The following is a 19,793-nucleotide window of genomic DNA, read 5'->3' on the forward strand; positions in this document are numbered from 1 at the left end:
CCACCTAGTCGCGCATGACGTCGGGTTCGTGCCGGCGCAGCAGGCGGGCCACGGCGAAGCCGCAGACCAGCCCGATCGCCACGAGCACGCCGAGGTCGATGCCCCACTGGGAGACGGTGTGCGCCCACAGCGGGTCGACTTCGTTCGGCTTGTCGAGATTCCAGGGCGGCATGGTGTGTGCGAGGTCGAGTGTGGTCCCGGCGCCCGCGACCGCCCAGCGGGCGGGCATCAGCCAGCCGACCTGTTCGATGCCCGGAGAGCTGAACAGCTTGAAGAGGACGCCGGTGAAGACCACCTGGACGATGGCGAACATCACCAGCAGCGGCATGGTCTTCTCGGCCGTCCTCACCAGCGCGGAGATGACCAGGCCGAACATCATGGAGGTGAAGCCCAGCGCACTGATCACCACGCAGACCTCGACGGCCGTGGGCATGAGCAGCCCCTGGGCGGGCAGTTGGCGGACCGAGAAGCCGATCGCGCAGAGGACGGCACCCTGCATCGCGGTGATCAGACCGAGGACGATCACCTTCGACATCAGATACGCGGACCGGGACAGACCCGTGGCTCTCTCCCGTTCGTAGATCACCCGTTCCTTGATCAATTCGCGTACGGAGTTGGCCGCGCCGGAGAAACTCATGCCGATGACGAGGACCAGCAGAATGGTTCCGGACTCCTGGTTGTAGCGGAAACCGCTGTCCGGCGGTGGCGGGACGAGTCCGTACTTCGCCGGAACCAGACAGCTCACCCCGCCCAGTACCGCCGGGAGGAGCAGCATCAGCGCCATGAAGCCCTTGTCGGAGGCGATGACCGACAGATAGCGGCGGATCAGGGTCCACAACTGGGCGACCCAGTGCCGCCGTTTGGGCTGCAGGGCTCGCGCGGGCGGCTGCGCCGGAAGGGTGCCCGGCTGCTGCGGCGGTGCGGCCGAGCCGACCTCCGCGACCCGCCGGGCGTACTGCGGGGAAGTCCGCCAGCGCCCGCCCCAGTCGTCGTCGCGATGGTTCTCGAAGGCGGAGAAGACATCGGCCCAGCTCTCGTGGCCGAAAAACTCCAGGGCCTCGCCCGGGACGCCGAAGTAGGCCACAGAGCCGCCGGGCGCCATGACCAACACCCGGTCGCACAGGGCCAGTTCGGCGACGGAGTGGGTGACCACCAGCACGGTGCGGCCGTCGTCGGCGAGCCCCCGCAGCAACTTCATGACATCGCGGTCCAGGCCCGGATCCAGACCGGACGTGGGCTCGTCGAGGAAGAGCAGGGAGGGCTTGGTCAGCAGCTCCAGGGCGACGGACACCCGCTTGCGCTGACCGCCGGAGAGCGAGGAGACCTTCTTGTCCCGGTGCACGTCGAGCTTCAGCTCCTGGAGCACCTCGTCGATACGGGCCTTGCGCTCGGCGGCCTTGGTGTCACCGGGGAAGCGCAGCCTTGCGGCGTACTTCAGCGCGGTGTCGACGGTCAGCTCCTTGTGCAGGATGTCGTCCTGCGGAACGAGGCCGATACGGTGGCGCAACTCGGCGAACTGGGTGTAGAGATCGCGGTGGTCGTAGAGGACATGGCCGCGGTCGGCGGGCCGGTATCCGGTGAGTGCGCGCAGGAGGGTGGACTTCCCGGAACCCGACGGCCCGACCACCGCCACCAGCGACTTCTCCGGGACGCCGAAGGAGACGTCGTCCAGGATGGTCTTGCCGCGCCCGACGGTCACCGTCAGGTTCCGGGCGGCGAAGAAGACTTCACCGGTGTCGGCGAACTCCTCCAGCCGGTCCCCGGCGAGGCGGAAGGTGGAGTGGCCGACACCGACAATGTCGTGTGGACCGATGAGCCGGCGGTCCACCGGCTGCCCGTTGACAAAGGTGCCGTTGTGGCTGCCGAGGTCGACGATCTCGAAGCGGCCACCGGGCAGGGGCCGGAACTCCGCGTGGTGGCGGGAGACATGCGGGCCCTCCACCACGAGTTCGTTGTCCTGCGCCCGGCCGATGCGCATCGGCCGCCCCTGGACGAGCCGGTGGACACCCGACGGGCTCCGGTCGATGAAGTGGGTCGCGGCGGCTTCATGGGGCCCGTCCGCGTCTGTGGCGGCGGGCCGGTGCGGGTCTGTGGCGGCGGGCCGGTGCGGGTCCCGGGCGATGCTCGGGCCTGCCGTACGGGTCGGGGCCGCCGCTTGCCCCACTGAGGCTGCCGCGCCCACTGAGGCTGCCGCGCCCGCCGGGGCTCCCGGAACCTCCGCCGCCCGGGGATGGGGCGCCACCGGGGGTGCACCGGCGGCTGCCGCCGTGCCCCAACCCGTATCGCCTCGCGCCCCGCGAGGCGTCTGGGGATGGGCCTCGGGACGGGGCTGGGGATGAGCTTCAGGACGGGGCTCGGGATGAGCCTGGGGACGGGGCTCGGGACGGGGCTCGGGATGAGCCTGAGGGCGGGCCTCGCCCTGGGGTGCCGCCGCGCGGTCCTGCGCGGCGGCGGGCGCCTGGTCGCCACTCACCGCCGCCGGCGCCGGCGCCGGCGCGGCCTCGGTGAAGTCCAGCCGCATGCCGCTGGAGAAGTTCCCCAGCCGGACGATCGAACCGTGGCCGATCTCGATCCGCTGGACACGGTGTCCGTCCGCGAACGTGCCATTCGCGCTGCCGAGGTCCTCGATGACCCACGTCCCGCCCACACAGCGGATCGTGATGTGCCGCCGGGAGACTCGGCGGTCGATGGTCGGGATGTCGGCCTGCTGATCGCGCCCCACGGTGTAGCTCCGGGACGCGTCCAGGGTCCAGGTGCGTCCATTGGCATGCAGTACAAGTTCCGGCACGTCTGCCCCAAGTCGGTCGTGTGCACCGAGGCCGTCTGCGTGAGGATAGTCGACGGCTCGGACGGGTCCTGCGGGTCCTGCGGTTCCGCCGTGTGCCCGGATGGCCCGGGAACCGGCGGGCGTCATACGGTCTGCGGCGCGAGGCGGCCGAAGTGTTCGTCGGGTGTCACGGCGGTGTGTCCTCGTGGGGTCGGTCAGTCGGTGTGCGGCCCGGACCGGGCACGCCGACGCGTACGGCCATAGCCGGTTTGGAAGAGGGCGCGGGGCATGCGGAGGTTGCGTGTCATGGCGCAGGGTCCAAACTTACCTTCCCGGCAGCGGTGGTTTCGATGGGCGCAAGGTCGCGTCCGCGCCGGTCCAGGCCGGTGCTGACGCGGACGGAGCCGGTGTCTCAGCTTGCGCCCCCGCGAAGGCCCCCGGCGCACAGTGCGTGGTCGATGAGGGCGCTGGCCGCGTTCTCCTGGTCCAGGATGTGCTCCGGGGTGTCGCCGCGTGCCTCGGACATGGAGACCGCGGCGCTTCGCCTGCCGTCGTCGGTGACGCCGTTGAGGGTGATGTAGCCGCCGTCCCCGCCCTCGTGGGCCCAGCCACCGGGTCTGGTCGAGGCCGAGCGGGCGCAGGACGCGGTCTTCGATCTCCTGGTGGGCAGGGTGACCGGTGGCCTTCTCGATGACCATGTCGAGCAGGACGTAGCCGGTGTTGGAGTACGCCCAGCCCTCGCCGGGCGGGAAGTCCGGTGCGTGGGCCATGGCGCGGCCGACCAACTGCTCGGGGCGGTGGACGTCGTGGCGCTGCTGGTAGTACTCCTCCGGCGTGGTGTACCCGGGCAGATCGTCGTGGATGCCGCTGGTGTGCTGGAGCAGTTGGCGGATGGTGATCCGGCTGCCGTCGTTGCCGCTGCCCCGCACCACTCCCGGCAGCCAGTGGTCGACCGTGTCGTCCAGGGAGAGTCTGCCCTCGACCTCCAGTTGGAGGACCACGGTGGCGACCAGCGTCTTGGACGTGCTGGCCATGCGGAAGTAGCCGTCGGAAGAGACCGGGCGGCCGGTGTTGAGGTCGGCGGTGCCGCTGGTGGCGACCGACTGCCGACCGTCCGGTGCGACCACGCGGGCCTGCACACCGCTGATACCGAGGGCGTGGATCGCCTCGGTGTCCTGGCGCAACCGCTCCGCAGGGGAGGGACCGGCGGGCTGGGCGACGGCGGTGGCCACCTCGGTGGCGAGCAGCGTAGCGACACCGAGTGCCAGGGCGAGGTGCTTTCGCAGAGTCGGAGGCATGGCTGAACGCTAGATTCGCCCCCAACGGCCCGCGATCCGGCGCACCCCAGGATCGGCATGGGGGATATCCCCCGCGGGCCGTCACCAGTCATACGGCCGTCCTCCACGGCGGTTTCTGTCCATAAATATGGTCCATACCAAGCCCTTGACAGGATTTTCCTTCACTTCTTAAATCACGTAGTGAACTAAGTACCTCTCGGATCGCTCATCGCACCCCGGTCGGCGCCGTAACCACTTGGTTCCACCTGTTGGTTTCACATGCGCCTCATGTCTCTCCGTACCTGTCATGCACATGTTTCTGGAAGGGAGAGTCATGGACTCCCCGCGCTTACCCCGGCGACTGCTGCTCTCCGTCGTCTCGTTCCTCGCCCTCGCGTCCCTGTCCACTGGACTGGCGCAGGGCGCGCCCGCCTCCGCGGCGCATTCCGCCGTGCCACCGGCCGTGGCCGCCGAGGCCGCCGCCGTCACCTTCTCCGACGAGTTCGACGGGCCCGCGGGCTCCGCCGTCGACGGTGGCAAGTGGCAGATCGAGACGGGCGACAACGTCAACAACCATGAGCGGCAGTACTACACAGCGGGCAACCGCAACGCCGCCCTCGACGGGCAGGGCCATCTGGCCATCACCGCCCGACGCGAGAATCCGGGCAACTACCAGTGCTGGTACGGAAGTTGCGAGTACACCTCCGCCCGGCTGAACACGTCGGGCAAGTTCACCACCACCTACGGCCGGGTGGAAGCCCGGATGAAGATTCCGCGCGGGCAGGGCATGTGGCCGGCGTTCTGGATGCTGGGCAATGACATCGGACAGGTCGGCTGGCCCAACTCGGGTGAGATCGACATCATGGAGAACGTGGGCTTCGAGCCGTCCACGGTCCACGGCACCCTCCACGGCCCCGGCTACTCGGGGTCCGGCGGCATCGGCGCCGGGTACTCCCTGCCCGGTGGCCAGGCGTTCGCCGACGCGTTCCACACCTTCGCCGTGGACTGGAGCCCCAACGCGATCACCTGGTCCGTCGACGGCACCGTGTATCAGCGGCGCACCCCCGCCGACCTCGGTGGCCGGCAGTGGGCGTTCAACAAGCCCTTCTTCGTGATCCTCAACCTCGCGGTCGGCGGCTACTGGCCCGGAGACCCCAACGGCAGCACGGTCTTCCCCCAGCAGCTCCTCGTCGACTACGTCCGGGTCAGCACCGACAGCGGACAGCCGGGCGGCGGTGCCATCACCGGCGTCGGCGGCAAGTGTGTGGACGTGGCGGGCGCCAGCAACGCCAACGGCACACCCATCCAGCTCTACGACTGCAATGGATCCGCCGCGCAGCAGTGGACCGTTGGTGGCGATGGCACCATCCGTGCGCTGGGGAAGTGCCTGGACGTGGCCTCGGGTGGCACGGCCGACGGCAGCCTGGTCCAGCTCTACGACTGCAATGGCAGCGCGGCTCAGCAATGGGCCGTTCCCGCGGCGCGCGACATCGTCAATCCGCAGGCCAATAAGTGCCTGGATGCCGCCGGTGGCAGTTCGGCCAACGGCACCCGGCTGCAGCTATGGACCTGCACCGGCGCCGCCAACCAGAAGTGGACGGTGACCAGATGAACATGAGACTCCTGCACAGACCCGCGGTGCGCGGCATCCTGGGCGCCGCTGCCGCCGCCGCCCTCCTCACCGGCCTGACCAGCGTTCCCGCGAGTGGTGCCGCGGCGGCCACCGGACAGATCACCGGTGTCGGCGGCAAGTGTGTGGACGTGGCGGGCGCCAGCAACGCCAACGGCACACCCATCCAGCTCTACGACTGCAACGGGTCCGCCGCGCAGCAGTGGACCGTTGGTGGCGATGGCACGATCCGTGCGCTGGGGAAGTGCCTGGACGTGGCCTCGGGTGGCACGGCCGACGGCAGTCTGGTCCAGCTCTACGAGTGCAATGGCAGCGCGGCCCAGCAGTGGTCCCTCCCAGCGGCGCGCGACATCGTCAATCCGCAGGCCAATAAGTGCCTGGATGCCGCCGGTGGCAGTTCGGCCAACGGCACCCGGCTGCAGATATGGACCTGCACCGGTGCCACCAACCAGAAGTGGACGGCGCCGGACGGTGGCAGCACTCCGCCGACCGGGCCGGGAGCCATGGCAGTGGCCCCGTACCTCTACAACGGCTGGGGCAGCCCGCCGAGCCCCACCACCGTGATGAACGCGACCGGCGTCAAGTGGTTCACGCTCGCCTTCGTGCTCAGCAACGGCTACTGCAACCCGCAGTGGGACGGTGGCCGTCCGCTCACCGGAGGCGTCGACCAGCAGACCATCAACACCGTGCGGTCCGCAGGTGGCGATGTCATCCCGTCCTTCGGCGGCTGGAGCGGCAACAAGCTGGAGAGCTCCTGCGGCAGCGCGGGCGAACTGGCCGCCGCGTATCAGAAGGTCATCAACGCCTACGGTCTCAAGGCGATCGACATCGACATCGAGGCCGCCGCGTACGACAGCCCGACCGTCCAGCAGCGCACGGTCGACGCGCTGAAGACGGTCAAGGCCAACAACCCCGGTATCAAGGTGTACGTCACCTTCGGCACCGGCCAGAACGGCCCGGACAACAGCCTGATCAGCAAGGCCGCCGCCTCCGGTCTGACCGTGGACAGCTGGACCATCATGCCGTTCAACTTCGGGGGCGCCGGCCAGAACATGGGCCAGCTCACCCTCCGCGCAGCCGAGGGGCTCAAGAACACGGTCAAGAGCGCCTACGGGTACACGGACGACCAGGCGTACCGGCACACCGGTATCTCCTCGATGAACGGCATCACCGACAACGGCGAGACCGTGACCGTGGGCGACTTCCGCACCATCTTGGGCTACGCCCAGCAGCGGCATCTCGCGCGGCTGACCTTCTGGTCGGTCAACCGTGACCGGCCCTGCACCGGTGGCGGAGCGGACACCTGCTCGGGCGTCTCCCAGCAGCCGTGGGACTTCACCCGCGTCTTCGCCCAGTACGCCGGCTGATCCAATTCAGGACACCCATTTCCTATAGGAATCAGCGGGACGAGATCCGGCACCCGATCCACAGGGGTGCCGGATCTCGTGTTTGTCGGGGGTCTTGACGGGACGGCTCGACTGGCACACCATCGCGGCATCAATTTCCTATTTGATTCGTGGGGGTGCGGAGGTGGGTCTCCGGACTGGATCTGTACTGCCGGGAGTGGTGGCCGTCGCGGTGCTGGCCGCGGGTTCGGCGGCTTGCACGCTCAAGAACTCGGGTGAGCCGACGGGCGGGCAGGGCCCCGCGTCCGCGCGGGCGGGCGGCGGCTCGGCCGTGCTCGCGGACGGGTCGGCCACCAAGGTCGCGCTCGTGCCCGGCGGCGCTCACCCCTACTTCCAGCCCTGGAAGTCCGCGGGCGCCGAGGCGAAGAAGACGTACCGGCTCGGGGACGTGACGTTCGACGAGACGGCGGAGTGGGACCAGCAGAAGCAGAACAATCTGCTGTCCACGCTCGCCGCGCGCGGCTACAACGCGTTCGGTGTCTTCGGGGTCTCGCCCACCGACATCAACACCACGTTCGCGGACCTGAAGTCGCAGGGCCTCGCCGTGGCCTCACTCGGTTCCTGCCCGGCGGGCAGGAACGAGGCCGACTTCTGCCTCTCCACGGACGTCGAACTCGCCGCGTACAAGGCGGCCAAGGCCGCCATCGACGCGATGGGCGGCAAGGGCACCATCGTCCATCTGACGGGCAACAACGTGGATGCCAACACCCAGCTGCGGATCAAGGGCGTCGCCAGGGCCGTGAAGGAGTCGGGCGGCAAGGCGAAACTGCTGCAGACCGTCACCGACATCGACAAGGACCTGCAGACCGCGCAGAAGGCGGTGTCCGACCTGCTCACGGCCAAGGGCAAGCAGATCCAGGGCATCGTCTCCACCGCCTACAACCCGGCCGTCGCCGCCGCCGACGCGGTCAGGAGCGCCGGTTCGCGGGCGAAGGTCGTCGCCATCGACGACGACGCCAAGATCCTCAGCTCGATCAAGCAGGGCACGGTCACCGCCACCGTCGTACAGAACCCGGTGGGACAGGCGAAGGTCGGGGCGTGGGCGCTCGCGCTGCTGCAGACGAAGCAGTGCACCATGCGCACGCCCGGTCAGTCCGTCGACTCCGGCTCGTTCGTCGTCACCAAGGAGAACGTCACGACGTACGACCGTGCGCGGAAGGCGAAGACCGATCGGCTGAAGAAGCGGTTCGCCGACGACGTCCTCGCGTGCGGCTGATCCCCGCCGCGCCCGCGCCACCGAAGCCATCCCCGCTCTACAGAAGCCATCCCGCTCTACAGAAAACGGGCATCACGAGATGAGCATCATCACGACCGCCACGGCCAAGCTGGCCGACATCGCCGTGGAGACGGACCGCACCGACGCGGTGCAGTCCTTCGTCAAGCAGGAGACGGTCCTGGTCGACATCACCACGGTGGACGGCAGCACGGGGACCGGCTACGCCTACACCATCGGCACCGGCGGAACCTCCGTACTGGCCCTGCTGCGGGACCATCTGCTGCCCGCCCTCATCGGGCAGGACGCGCGCAACGTCGAGGCGCTGTGGCAGCGGCTGTTCGCCCTGACCCGCGCCACCACCACCGGAGCCATCACCTCGCTCGCGCTCGCCGCCGTCGACACCGCGCTGTGGGACGTGCGCTGCAAGCGCGCGGGCGAGCCGCTGTGGCGGCTGGCCGGCGGCCACCGCCAGGACGTTCCGGTCTACGACACCGAGGGCGGCTGGCTCCATCTGACCGCCGACGACCTGGTGAAGGGCGCGCTCCAGGCCCAGAAGGCCGGGTGGGCCGGAGTCAAGATCAAGGTGGGCAAGCCGCATGCCGCCGAGGACGCGGAGCGCCTGCGCGCCGTACGAGAGGCCGTCGGCCCCTCGCTGCACATCATGACGGACGCCAACCAGTCGCAGACGATGTCCTCGGCCCTCCAACTGGCGGCCGCGCTTGAGCCCTACGACCCGTACTGGATCGAGGAGCCCCTGCCGGCGGACGACATCAGCGGCCATGCCCGGCTGGCGCGTGCGACACGGATTCCCGTCGCTGTCGGCGAGTCCCTGTACTCGCCCGCGCAGTTCCGCACCTACCTCGAGACGGGCGCCGCTTCCATCGTGCAGGTCGACGCCGCCCGCATCGGCGGGATCACCCCCTGGCTCAAGGTCGCCCACACGGCGGAGAGCCACAACGTCATGGTGTGCCCGCACTTCCTGATGGAGCTGCATGTCAGCCTCGTGGCCGCGGTGCCCAACGGCAGGTTTGTCGAGTACATCCCGCAGTTGCGGGCGGTCACCCGCAGCGAGTTGACGATCCGCGACGGGCGGGCCGTGGCGCCCGACGTTCCGGGGATCGGCATCGACTGGGACATGGACGCCATCGACGACCGGAGGGTGTCATGACAACACCCGTCCTCCCGCCGGGCACCGACACCGGCTCCGCCGGGGCCACGCCGCCGCGTCCGGTGCACCGGCTGCCGTTCTGGGTCAACCAGCGGCTCGGACTGCTGGTGCTCGTCGTCGGCCTCAGCGCCCTGTTCGGCGTGGCGCAGCCGGCGTTCCTCGATGAACGGCTCGTGCTGTTCCCGCTGGTGCGGGACGTCTCGACGCTGACGGTGGTGGCGCTCGCCCAGATGGTCGTCCTCTCGGTGGGGCATATGAACCTGGCCGTCGGGCGGATGGCCGCCTTCGGAGCCCTGTTCGCGGGATTCGGATACGACCGGCTGGACCTGCCACTGCCACTGGGCCTGCTGCTGTGCCTGCTGGCCGGGGCCGCCATCGGCGCGCTGACCGGCTGGATCATCACCCGTACCGGGGTGAGTTCGTTCGTGGTGACCCTGGCGATGGACTTCGCACTGCTGGGACTCGTCTCCCTGCTCTACTCGGCCCTGACCGAGAACGCCGCCTTCACCAGCAAGCCGTCCGGGCTCGCGGAACTGCGCTCGTACTCGCTGGCCGACATCTGCGTCGGGCCCGTGTGCGGATCCCCGGTCATCCCGCAGTTGGCGCAGTTCACCGTCCTGGCACTGGTCGGCCTCGGTTTCCTGTACGCCCGCACCCGCATCGGCCGGGAGCTGCTGCTCACCGGGGCGAACCCCGCGGCGGCTGAGCTGTCCGGCATTCCCACCGGCCGCCGCCTCATCCTGGCGCATACGCTCTCGGGGCTGCTCGCCGCGCTCGCCGGATTCATGGCCGCCGTCGGCACCGGAACGTTCCGCGCCTCCATCGGGGACGACTTCATGCTGCCGTCCTTCCTCGGCTCGGTGCTCGGCGGCACCCTGCTCACCGGCGGCGTCGTGTCCGTACTGGGCGCTCTGCTGGGCACGTCCCTGGTCGGCGTCATCCGCAAGGGGCTCGATCTGCTCGGTGTCGGTCTCGAAAGCCTGAACATCTACCTCGGCTGCGTACTCCTGCTGGCTCTCTCGGCCGACCGGGTGCGCACCGTGGTGGCCCATCGCAAGGTGGTGCGCTCCACATGAACACGATCCGCGATCGGGGAGAGCGGGGCGCGGCAATCCTGCGCCGCTTCTCCCGCTCCACCACGATGACTCTGCTGTGCGTGGTGCTGGCCGGCTACCTCGCCCTGGGCGTGGCCTCCTCCGGCGCGTTCCTCGAGGGCCCCTCGGTACGGACCTTCCTGCGGTACCTGGCCACCCCTGTCCTCATCGGGCTGGCCCAGATGGTCGCGCTGTGCGTCGGACAGCTCAACCTCGCGGTCGGCGCGCTCGGTGGCTTCACCGCCTGCCTGATGGGCGTCCTCATGGCGGACCAGGGTGTGCCCGCCGGGGTCGCGGTGGCGGCCGGTGTGCTGACGGCCACCGCCATCGGCCTGGTGACCGGCCTGTGCATCGTGGCGACGAAGATCAACGGCTTCATCGTCACACTCGGGACGATGACCATCCTCCAGGGGGCGCAGTACTGGCTGGTGGGCACGCGCACCGTCGACGGATACTCCGCGGGCCTGAAGGACCTCGGCAGGGCGGCCCCGCTGAACGTCCCGCTGGTGTTCGTCACGGCTCTGGCCGCCGCGGCCCTGCTCGCCGCCTTCCTGTACCGCAGCACCGCCGGCCGGCGGCTCCTGGCGGCGGGTGGCAACCCGCTGGCGGCCAGGCTGTCGGGCATCTCCACCGACCGGCAGATCGTGCTCGCCCACACCCTGTCCGGGCTCTTGATCGGCGTGGCCGCCCTGACCGCGACGGCGTCGCTGCCCGGAGTCAACCGCAGTGTCGGCGGCGACTGGCTGCTGCCCAGCTTCGCGGCTCCCATCATCGGCGGCGTGGCGCTCACCGGAGGGTCGGTCGCCGTGCTCGGCACGGTGCTGGCGGCCTTCGTGATGCGGCTCATCGACGCCGCACGCGCACAGTTCTCGCTCGACCCGAGCTGGGTGAACTTCCTCATCGGCGTGGTCGTGCTCGGCACGGTGGTCGGCGGCCGTATCCACCAGACCCACCTGGAAAAGCGTGGCGGTTCGCGCGGCAGCGTACCGCCCGCACCACCGCCGAGTGACGCGCGACCGACTGCCGTCCTGCCGCACACGGGAGGTTCCGGATGAGCAACGTCCTTCTCGAATGCCACGCCATCGTCAAGGTCTTTCCCGGAGTACGGGCCCTGGACGGCGTCGGACTGCGCCTGACCGAGGGGTCCATCCACGCGCTGCTCGGCGAGAACGGCGCCGGAAAGTCCACCCTCATCAAGGTCCTCACCGGGGTGCACACGCCCAACGGCGGCCGCCTGACCTGGTGCGGCGGCGAGGTCCACCTGCGTTCACCGCAGGAGGCCACCCGCACCGGCATCGGCGTGGTGCACCAGGAGCGCAATCTGATTCCGGGCTTCTCGGTGGCCGAGAACATCACCTTGCAGAGCCCTCCCTCGCACCGCGGTCTGATCGACCGCGCGGCCATGACCGCCCCCGCTCTGAGGTGCCTCGGTGAGCTGGGTCTGGACCTCGACCCGGACCAGCCGGTCCGTGAACTGTCCGTGGCACAACAGCAGTTGGTGGAGATCGCGAAGGCCCTGTACACCGAGAGCCGGGTGCTGCTCCTGGACGAGCCGACCGCTTCCCTCTCCCCGCAGGAGGCGGAGCGCCTGTTCGAAGTCGTCCGGCGGCTGAAGGCCCGGGGGACATGTGTCGTCTTCGTCAGTCACAAACTGGAGGAGGTGTTCGCCATCTGCGACACCGTCACCGTGCTGCGCGACGGCAGGTCCGTGCTCGAGTCCTCGCCGCTCACCGACCACACCCACGACGACGTGGTCGGTCTGATGGTGGGCCGCGCACACTCGGCCACCGAGATGCGCCCGCGGGAGGTGGACACGTCCGCGGCGCCGGTGCTCTCGTTCGACGGCGTCTCCACCGCCGCCGGGCACCGGGACATCAGTCTGGACGTCCGGCCCGGCGAGATCGTCGGTCTGTACGGACTGGTCGGCGCGGGGCGCAGCGAACTGGTCAAGGCCATGCTCGGCCTCGACCGCGTCACCGGCGGCGAGATCCGGGTGCATGGCGAGCCGGTGCGCATCACCTCACCCCGGCAGGCCCTGCACCGCTTCGGCATCGGCTATCTCACCGAGAACCGTAAGGAGGAAGGGGTCTTCCTGGAGCAGCCCATCGCCCGGAACATCACGGTGACGGTGTGGAAGAGGCTGGCGAAGGCGTTCGGCTTCGTCTCCGCGCGCGAGGAGCGGGAGGTGGCGCACGACCTCGTCGAACGTCTCGGCATCCGCATCTCCGGGCTGGGGCAGAACGCCGGTGAGCTGTCGGGTGGCAACCAGCAGAAGGTGAGCCTGGCGAAGTGGCTGGCGGCCGACACACGGCTGCTCATCGTCGACGAGCCGACCGTCGGTGTCGATGTGCGCACCAAGCACGCCTTCCACGAACTCATCTGGGAACTGGCCCGCGATGGCCTGCCCATCCTGCTGATCAGCAGCGACCTCGCGGAGATGATCACGCTCGCGGACCGGGTGGCCGTGATGGCCGACCACCGGATCCGCGGTGAGGTGGACAACGACCGCGACTACGAGCGGATGAGCGGCCGGATCATCCGCATCATCCACGACCGCGCGACCTCGGCCGTGCGCCCGCGGGCGGTGGAGGCATGACCGGGCCGGGCTGACCCCGCCCCGGCCAGGCGGGATGCCCCCGCCCCGGCCGCGCTGATGCCGGACGCCGCGCGGTCAGGACGCCGCGCGGTCAGGACTTATCGTCCTTGGCTGAGCTGGCGCCGGAGGCTGCGGGCGAGGTGCTCCGCCATCGCCTCGGCCGCGCGGTCGGGGTTGCGGCGCAATATCGCGTGCAGCACGCGCTGGTGCTCGGCGAGGGTCGGGTCCTCGGCGTCGAGAACGCTGCTGAGCCTGAAGATGTGCAGATGGGAGTGGAGCCGCTCCACCGCGTCCGCGAGCAGCGGCCGCCCGGACGCCTGCGCGATCGCGTCGTGGAAGCGCTGGTCGAGGGCGGCGAAGTCGCGGTAGGCCGCATAGCGCCCGGCGGTCCCCGAATGGGACTGCATCTCCTCCGCGATCCGCTCGATGCCGTCGAGCTGAGCCTCACTGGCGTTGCCCGCCGCGAGCGCGGCCGCCCTCGGCTCCAGCAACTGCCGCATCTCGAAGAGCTCCTCGAGCCCCTGGCGGGTCAGCAGCTCGGTGGTGCGGTACCCCGAGAGCGGCCTCTTCACCACCAGGCCGTCGGACTCCAGCCTGGCCAGCGCCTCCCGGATGGGGGTCGGTGAGACGCTCAGGGCGCGGGCCAGAGCCTCGATGCTGACGCGCGCGCCGGGGGTGATCTCATGGTCCATGACCATGGCCTTGATGTTCTCGTAGACGCTGTCCGACAGGGCTTGACGGGCAGGGGACAGGTCCCGGCCGTGCCCTTCGCGCGGTGCCCCGAGCGCGGAGGTGTCGTGCGGTGGCATCCGGCCTCCTGGTGCTGTTCGGGGCTTGTCGGGACAGCACCAGTTTACCCAGGTGAGGGACGCGGTTCAGGGGCGAGCCGGAGGGGCCGGGCGCAGCACGGCCGCCCCGTTGCCGCCGACGCGCCGCGGGCCGACGTCCGGAGCGCGGACGCGAAGGTGGCCGTCGCGCGGACGCCAAGGTGGCCGTCGCGCGGACGTGAAGGTGGCCGTCGCGCTCCACACGACGCGTCCGGTGAGGCCGCCGCTTGATCTCGGCGTAGGCAGCGGGGTGGCTGTCGGCTACGTGCGCGTCGATGTCAGGCCCCTCTGTAAGGATCAGACGCGTTCCGCACACCACGCGACGGGGCCGGGAGGCCCCCGCGTCCGGTGGCGTGCCTGTCATCACTTCCAGAGGAGACGACGATGTCGACCGACATGTACGGCGTACGGGTTCTTGCCGTGGATCCCGATGAACTCCGCGTCAGATTCCTGGTGTTCGCCGTCTACTACGACGTCGGCTCGCGCACGCACATCCCGCTGCCGAACGAGGAGCCCAACACCTTCCTGCACTTCCTCTGGGAGGCTGCTTCCGGCTATCTGGGCGCCGCTGACGAACGCATGGGGCCGCTCGGGCACGCCTTGCGCACCGACCAGCTCCTCGACTACGAATGGGCCGACACCAACGCCCGCCGGTTCGTCTCCCGGGTCGAGCGGGTGGAACTCCGCAACTACCCGCTGACCGAGGCCGCGTGGGAGGAGATGCACGACTTCTACTACGAGCGCGATGGCTCCTGGAAGGACGAGGACCTGCTGGTCCAGGCCGAGTACGAGATCCGGGTCACCGATCGCAAGTGGCTGGAGCCGCTGAGCGTGGGCGACGGCTGGGCCTCGGCGGCCTTCCCGCTCAACGGCGACAGCTGGACGGCCGAGGACTCCCCGCACATACCCGACCTGGCCCGACCGGCCGTCACCCTGCGGCCGTTCGCGACCACGACCGGCAGCGTCACCTACGACCACGTCGCCGGGATGGACTTCTCCGACGACGGCAAGTACCTGGCCGTGTGCAGCGATCAGGGGCGGGTGTGGGTCTACGACACCGCCGACTGGAGCGAGGTGGTGCACACCCGCGCCGGTGACTGGATCGTGCCGCTGATGATGTGGGTGCCGGGCGGGCACATTCTCGTGGTCAAGGGCTACAGCAGCGGCGGCGAGCCCGAGGAGGAGAAGCAGTGGACCTACGACGTCGACCGGCGGACGGAGGTCGACGCACCCTTCCAGCGCGGGCATCTGCGCTCCCGCGACGGCGCGTACCGCATCAGCCCGAACGGTGCGGGCGAGGGCGGCGTCGACGTGCACGGCGACGAGCCCGAGCCCGCCCGCCGGATCTCCCACGCCGGCGAGTGGGACCCGATCCAGTGCACGGCCTTCTCCGGCGACGCCTCACGGCTCTTCCTCGGCGCGCAGCAGAACCTCTACGTCGTCGACCCGGCCACGGGCGAGGTGATCGACAAGGTCGACGATGCCTCGGAACGGCTGTTCACCCTCGCCTCGAACGAGGACGGCAGCTATCTGGCCGTCGGCAGCTTCAGCCGCAAGCTGGGCTATCTGGAGTTCCGCGAGGAGCGCCCGCATGAACTGTGCGTATGGCGGATGGCCGACAAGAAGATCATCCTCGGCCGCCAGCTGCGCACCTACGTCGACGCGCTGAGCTGGTCCCCGGACAGCCGCTGGCTCGCCGCCGCCCTGGAACCCCTCTCCAAGAAGGGCTTCCACGAGGGCAGGACCGAGCTGGCCATCTTCCCGATGGGCCCGGTCGACGACTGAGGACGGTATGCCGTGGGCGAGGCGGGGCGCCACCGTGACGCCTCGCCCCGGGCGGCTGTCTCGCCGCCGCGGACGCCGGAGGTGCTGTGCTGCAATCGTCGTATGCGCCTAGACGAATTCCGCGACCTGCTGGACCGGCATGCGCGGCCGGACTGGAGCACCGATATCGAGGGTGTCCGCGTATCGAAGTTCGAGAGCCCCTACCCGCCCACGCCGACGACGTCCGGCACGGTGCTGGCCGTGATCGCCCAGGGGACCAAGCGGCTGGCGCTGGGCGAGCGGGTGTACGAGTACCGGGCCGGCCAGTACCTCGTCGCGTCGGTGGACCTGCCGATCACCGGGAATTTCACCGAGGCCAGTCCGGAGGAGCCCGCCCTCGGGTTCGGGCTGACTCTGGAGCCCTCCGCCGTCGCCGATCTGCTGCTGGCCGGACCCGATGACGCTCGGCGCATCCCGGGCGGGCCGCGCTCGGCCATCGCCGTCAGCGACGCCCCGGCGGAGCTGCTCGACGCGGTGATCCGGCTGCTGCGTCTGCTGGACCGGCCCCGCGACCAGGCGGTGCTCGCCCCGCTGGTCAAGCGCGAGATCCTGTGGCGGCTGATCACCGGTGACCAGGGTGAGATCGTGCGCCAGCTCGGCCTCGCCGACAGCAGCCTCAACCACATCGCGCGAGCGGTGCGCTGGATCCGGGAGCACTACGCCGAGCCGTTCCGGGTCGAGGATCTGGCCCGGCTCACCGGGATGAGCGTCTCCGCCTTCCACCGCAACTTCCGGACGGTGACGGCGATGAGCCCCATCCAGTTCCAGAAGCGCATCCGCCTGCAGGAAGCGCGGCTGATGCTGACGACACGATCCGCCGACGTCACCGGTGTCGGCCTCCTCGTCGGCTATGAGAGCCCGTCGCAGTTCAGCCGCGAGTACCGCCGGCAGTTCGGCACCCCGCCCAGCCAGGACGCCGGCCACCTGAGCCCTTCCGGACGCGCCCGGGCCGCCGCTCTGCCGTAGCGCGTAGGGCGTAGGCCCCCGCACCAGCGCGGCAGGATTGGGCAAGGACGCGGGAGGATCTTTCTTTCGCCGGTGTGACGCCGACCGCTTACCTGGGAGTGTCACATTCCGCGTGGAGGTCGCATGCTCCACCGCGTGCGCAGGAGGCACATCATGAAGGTAGCCGTGGTCACGGGCGCCAGCTCCGGTATCGGCCGCAGTGCGGCGATCCGGATCGCCGAACGGGGCGCCGGGGTCATCCTCACCTACAGCTCCAACCAGCAGGGCGCCCAGGACGCCGTCACCGAGATCGAGAAGCGGGGCGGCACCGCGGTGGCACTGCCTCTGGACATCGGCGACACGGCTGGCTTTCCCGCGTTCCGCGACGCCGTGGCCGAGGCGCTGCGCACCACCTGGCAGCGCGACACCTTCGACCACCTCGTCAACAACGCGGGCTTCGCGGGGCATTCGATGATCGAGGACACCACCGAGGAGTCCTTCGACACGCTCACCCGTGGCCTGTTCAAGGGGCCGTTCTTCCTCACCCAGGCGCTGCTGCCGCTGATGGCCGACGGCGGGGCGATCGTCAACACCACCAGCAACTCCACACGGCCGGCCGTGACGGCACCCGGGTACTCCGTCTACGCGTCGTTGAAGGGTGCCATGACCGTACTGACCCGGTACATGGCCAAGGAGTTCAGCACCCGGGGCATCCGCGTCAACTCCGTCGCTCCCGGCGCCACCCGCACCCGCTTCGCCGACGATGCCTTCGAACGGCACCCGGAGATCATCCCGGACCTGGCGCGCACCTTCGCGCTCGGGCGGATCGGTGAACCCGACGACATCGGCATGGTGGTCGCCACCCTGGTCGCCGAGGAAGGCCGCTGGATCACCGCCCAGGACATCGAAGTCTCCGGCGGACAGAACCTCTGAGGCCCGTCCGGCCGACCATACGCGGGGCAGGGCGGCGCCGACCGTGCCCTGGCGGACGGCCCCGGCACGGCGGCGGGCGTGTCGCCGGACGCAGCCGACGATGGCCTCCATCGATGCCGTGCCGGAGCGACCGTGCGCCCCGGCGGCGGTCCACCACCGCTGCCGAGGAGGGACGCTCACTCAGGGCGCAGTACGGGCCGCAGCGCGTCCAGCACCGACGGGTCCTCGATCGTCGACGGCACCGGTTCGTCGCGCCCGTCGGCGATTCCGCGCATCGTCTTGCGCAGGATCTTTCCCGACCGGGTCTTGGGCAGCGCCTCCACGACCGAGACGGCCCGGAACGCGGCGACCGGGCCGATCTCCCGGCGTACCGCCGCGACCAGCTCCTCGCGGAGGTCTTCGTCGCTGATCTCGGCGCCCGCCTTGAGCACCACGAAGCCCCGGGGCAACTGGCCCTTGAGCTCTTCGTGCACCCCGATCACCGCACACTCGGCGACGGCCGGGTGCGCCGCGAGCACCGCTTCCATCGCGCCGGTGGACAATCGGTGCCCCGCGACGTTGATCACGTCGTCGGTGCGGCCCATGACGAACAGATAGCCGTCCGCGTCGCGGTACCCGGAGTCACCGGTCAGGTAGTAGCCCTCGTACTGGGACAGATACGCCTCGATGAACCGCTGGTCGTCACCCCACAGCGTGGGAAGCGCGCCGGGCGGCAGCGGAAGCCGGATCGCGATCACGCCCTCCTGGCCAGCGGGAAGTTCGGTACCGCCCTGGTCCAGGACGCGCACATCCCAGCCGGGCACCGGAACCGTGGCCGACCCGGGCTTGACCGGCATCGGCTCCAGTCCGTGGAGGTTCGCCGCGATCGCCCAGCCGGTCTCGGTCTGCCACCAATGGTCGATGACCGGTGTGCCGAGGTGGCGGTGCGCCCAGCGGTAGGTCTCGGGGTCGAGCCGCTCCCCGGCCATGAAGAGGGTGCGGAACGACGACAGGTCGTACTTCTTCAGCTCGGCGGCCTCCGAGTCGAGCCTTTTGATCGCCCGCAACGCCGTGGGAGCGGTGAACAGCGCCTTCACCCCGTGGTCGCTGATCACCCGCCAGAACGCGCCCGCATCCGGGGTGCCCACCGGCTTGCCCTCGTACAGCACGGTGGTCGCACCGATCAGCAGCGGCGCGTAGACGATGTAGGAGTGACCGACCACCCAGCCGACGTCGGACGCGGTCCACCAGACGTCGCCCGGCCCGATGTCATAGATCGAAGCCATCGACCACGCCAGCGCCACCGCATGGCCGCCGTTGTCACGGACGACGCCCTTCGGCCTGCCGGTGGTACCGGAGGTGTACAGCACATACAGCGGGTCGGTCGCCGCCACCGGGACCGGGCCGACCGGCTCGGCGCGGGCGACGAGCTCCGCCCAGTCCACGTAACGCCCGCCGAGCTCCGCTCGCGCCCGGTCGCGCTGCAGGATGACGACCTTGTCCGGCTGATGGGTGGTCAGGCCGAGCGCCGCCTCGACGATGGGCTGGTACTCCACGACCCGCGTCGGCTCGATCCCGCAGGACGCCGCGACGATCACGGCCGGTTCGGCGTCCTCGATACGGGCGGCCAACTCCTTGGGCGCGAAGCCGCCGAAGACCACCGAGTGCACCGCGCCGATCCTGGCGCAGGCCAGCATGGCGATGACCGCCTCGGGCACCATCGGCATGTAGACGATGACCCGGTCGCCCTTGGCGACACCCAGCGAGCGCAGCGCCCCGGCGAAGAGCGCGACCTCGTCACGGAGCTCGGCGTAGCTGAAGCGCCGTACCGCACCGGTCACCGGGGAGTCGTAGATCAGCGCGGTCCGGTCGCCGTGGCCGTTCTCGACGTGGCGGTCCAACGCGTTGTACGAGGTGTTGAGTTCACCGTCGGGGAACCACCGCAGGAGCGGCGCACGGGAGTCGTCCAGGGCCTGGGTCGGTGGCCGGGTCCAGTCGATCGCCGCCGCCGCGTCCAGCCAGAACCCTTCGACATCCTCGAGGCTGCGGTGGTAAGTCTCGTCGTACGCGCCCATCAGCGCCCCTTGCATCGCTCGGCCTTGGAAAACTGTGAGCAGTGTGGCCCATCGAC

At 69.9% G+C, this 19,793-nt stretch carries 14 protein-coding genes; 10 read left to right on the forward strand and 4 right to left on the reverse strand.

From position 1 onward, the window contains the following. Nucleotides 1-4 precede the first annotated feature (4 nt). Both J5X86_RS14655 and J5X86_RS14660 read right to left on the reverse strand, forming a co-directional pair. Nucleotides 5-2,788, reverse strand: coding sequence for an FHA domain-containing protein (locus tag J5X86_RS14655; RefSeq protein WP_208517202.1), 2,784 nt, complete (start codon nt 2,786-2,788; stop codon nt 5-7). A 194-nt stretch (nt 2,789-2,982) separates the two neighbouring features. Further along, entirely contained in the window at nt 2,983-4,065 is a 1,083-nt protein-coding gene (locus J5X86_RS14660) for a serine hydrolase (protein WP_208517203.1), read from the reverse strand. 313 nt (nt 4,066-4,378) lie between these two features. On the opposite strand from J5X86_RS14660, the gene J5X86_RS14665 reads away from it, so the two are divergent. The 7 genes from J5X86_RS14665 to J5X86_RS14695 all read left to right on the forward strand — a co-directional run bounded on the left by J5X86_RS14665 (nt 4,379) and on the right by J5X86_RS14695 (nt 13,154). Then, entirely contained in the window at nt 4,379-5,656 is a 1,278-nt protein-coding gene (locus J5X86_RS14665; RefSeq protein ID WP_208517204.1) for a glycoside hydrolase family 16 protein, read from the forward strand. Continuing rightward, nucleotides 5,653-7,041: a chitinase gene (locus tag J5X86_RS14670; protein WP_208517206.1), complete on the forward strand. Its 1,389-nt coding sequence runs from the start codon at nt 5,653-5,655 to the stop codon at nt 7,039-7,041. The genes J5X86_RS14665 and J5X86_RS14670 overlap by 4 nt, the downstream gene beginning before the upstream one ends. 163 nt (nt 7,042-7,204) lie before the next feature. Then, nucleotides 7,205-8,296 carry a substrate-binding domain-containing protein gene (locus J5X86_RS14675; RefSeq protein WP_208517207.1) on the forward strand — a complete coding sequence of 364 codons (1,092 nt, stop codon included), beginning with the start codon at nt 7,205-7,207 and terminating at the stop codon, nt 8,294-8,296. Nucleotides 8,297-8,375: 79 nt separating this feature from the next. Further along, nucleotides 8,376-9,464: a mandelate racemase/muconate lactonizing enzyme family protein gene (locus tag J5X86_RS14680; RefSeq protein ID WP_208517209.1), complete on the forward strand. Its 1,089-nt coding sequence runs from the start codon at nt 8,376-8,378 to the stop codon at nt 9,462-9,464. Continuing rightward, nucleotides 9,461-10,540 (forward strand): ABC transporter permease, encoded by a 1,080-nt coding sequence (locus tag J5X86_RS14685; protein ID WP_208517210.1) that lies wholly within the window; start codon nt 9,461-9,463, stop codon nt 10,538-10,540. The genes J5X86_RS14680 and J5X86_RS14685 overlap by 4 nt, the downstream gene beginning before the upstream one ends. Next, entirely contained in the window at nt 10,537-11,613 is a 1,077-nt protein-coding gene (locus tag J5X86_RS14690; protein ID WP_208517212.1) for an ABC transporter permease, read from the forward strand. The genes J5X86_RS14685 and J5X86_RS14690 overlap by 4 nt, the downstream gene beginning before the upstream one ends. Next, nucleotides 11,610-13,154, forward strand: coding sequence for a sugar ABC transporter ATP-binding protein (locus J5X86_RS14695; protein ID WP_208517213.1), 1,545 nt, complete (start codon nt 11,610-11,612; stop codon nt 13,152-13,154). The genes J5X86_RS14690 and J5X86_RS14695 overlap by 4 nt, the downstream gene beginning before the upstream one ends. A gap of 98 nt (nt 13,155-13,252) precedes the next feature. Here the strand turns inward: J5X86_RS14695 and J5X86_RS14700 are convergent, their stop codons facing one another. Next, nucleotides 13,253-13,963, reverse strand: a complete 711-nt coding sequence (locus tag J5X86_RS14700) for a GntR family transcriptional regulator (protein ID WP_208517214.1) — start codon at nt 13,961-13,963, stop codon at nt 13,253-13,255. Between the two features lie 402 nt (nt 13,964-14,365). Here J5X86_RS14700 and J5X86_RS14705 point away from each other — a divergent pair, with 402 nt between their 5' ends. From J5X86_RS14705 to J5X86_RS14715, 3 genes are all read left to right on the forward strand, one after another. Beyond that, on the forward strand, nt 14,366-15,766 hold the full coding sequence (locus tag J5X86_RS14705) for a WD40 repeat domain-containing protein (RefSeq protein WP_208517216.1): 1,401 nt from the start codon (nt 14,366-14,368) through the stop codon (nt 15,764-15,766). 102 nt (nt 15,767-15,868) lie between these two features. Beyond that, nucleotides 15,869-16,771: an AraC family transcriptional regulator gene (locus tag J5X86_RS14710; protein ID WP_208517217.1), complete on the forward strand. Its 903-nt coding sequence runs from the start codon at nt 15,869-15,871 to the stop codon at nt 16,769-16,771. Nucleotides 16,772-16,924: 153 nt separating this feature from the next. After that, nucleotides 16,925-17,683 (forward strand): SDR family NAD(P)-dependent oxidoreductase, encoded by a 759-nt coding sequence (locus J5X86_RS14715; RefSeq protein ID WP_208517218.1) that lies wholly within the window; start codon nt 16,925-16,927, stop codon nt 17,681-17,683. Between the two features lie 176 nt (nt 17,684-17,859). Here the strand turns inward: J5X86_RS14715 and J5X86_RS14720 are convergent, their stop codons facing one another. Continuing rightward, nucleotides 17,860-19,737, reverse strand: a complete 1,878-nt coding sequence (locus J5X86_RS14720) for a propionyl-CoA synthetase (protein ID WP_208517220.1) — start codon at nt 19,735-19,737, stop codon at nt 17,860-17,862. Nucleotides 19,738-19,793: the final 56 nt, after the last annotated feature.

It is taken from the genome of Streptomyces sp. NEAU-YJ-81, from assembly GCF_017592595.1.
GTDB lineage: Bacteria > Actinomycetota > Actinomycetes > Streptomycetales > Streptomycetaceae > Streptomyces > Streptomyces hygroscopicus_B.